Source organism: Ciceribacter azotifigens, assembly GCF_048159625.1.
In the GTDB taxonomy this organism is placed as follows: domain Bacteria; phylum Pseudomonadota; class Alphaproteobacteria; order Rhizobiales; family Rhizobiaceae; genus Allorhizobium; species Allorhizobium azotifigens.
In genome coordinates, this window is record NZ_JBLQTA010000069.1 from 1 (window position 1) to 1,166 (window position 1,166).

At 60.3% G+C, this 1,166-nt stretch carries 1 pseudogene; it reads left to right on the forward strand.

What is annotated here, in order from left to right:
• Positions 1-51: 51 nt before the first annotated feature.
• Positions 52-1,166, forward strand: a pseudogene (locus ACM6UT_RS23325) (IS3 family transposase); the annotation flags it as partial.

Sequence of the window (1,166 nt, forward strand, 5' to 3'; positions counted from 1 at the left end):
GAAAAGTGGTCCTCCCTGAAGTAGGCTATTGAGCCGTAGGAGGACGTTGGAATGCCCCAGAAGAAGCACAAACCCGAAGAGATCGTGGCGAAGCTGCGCCAAGTCGATGTTCTGTTGTCGCAAGGTCGTTCTGTCGGAGAAGCGGTCCGTTTGATCGGCGTGACGCAGTTTACGTATTACCGGTGGCGCAAGGAGTTCGGTGGCCTGAAGGGTGACCAGGTGAAGCGGCTGAAGGAGCTCGAGAAAGAGAATGACCGGCTGCGCAAGGCGGTCTCGGACCTGACACTCGAGAAGCTGATCCTGAAAGAGGCTGCTTCGGGACCCGAAGGGCAGCGAATGCAAAACTTCTGAGCCCCGCTCGCCGTCGCCGTTGCGTCGATCGTGTCATGGCGAAGTTCTCCGTCTCGGAGCGCTTTGCCTGCAAGGTTCTCGGCCAGCATCGTTCGACCCAGCGCAAAAAGCCGCAAGGCCGGCCCGATGAAGAGGCGTTGACCTCCGACATCATCCGGCTCGCTTCCCGCTATGGCCGTTATGGCTATCGCAGGATCACGGCGATGCTGCGGTCTGAAGGCTGGACGGTGAACGCCAAGCGTGTCGAACGGATCTGGCGGCGGGAGGGGCTGAAGGTTCCCCAGAAGCAACCGAAGAAGGGGCGGCTCTGGCTGAATGACGGATCNTGACCTCCGACATCATCCGGCTCGCTTCCCGCTATGGCCGTTATGGCTATCGCAGGATCACGGCGATGCTGCGGTCTGAAGGCTGGACGGTGAACGCCAAGCGTGTCGAACGGATCTGGCGGCGGGAGGGGCTGAAGGTTCCCCAGAAGCAACCGAAGAAGGGGCGGCTCTGGCTGAATGACGGATCGTGCATCCGGCTTCGACCCGAGCATCCAAACCATGTCTGGTCCTATGACTTCGTCGAGGGTCGGACCCACGATGGCAGGAGATTCCGCATGCTCAACATCATCGACGAGTTCACCAGGGAATGCCTTGCAATCCGCATCGATCGCAAGCTCAACTCGACCGACGTCATCGACGCCCTGTCGGACCTGTTCATCCTGCGTGGTGTGCCCGGCCATGTCCGTTCCGACAACGGCCCGGAGTTCATCGCCAAGGCTGTACGGGAGTGGATCGTAGCCGTCGGCGCAAAGACAGCGTTCATCGAAC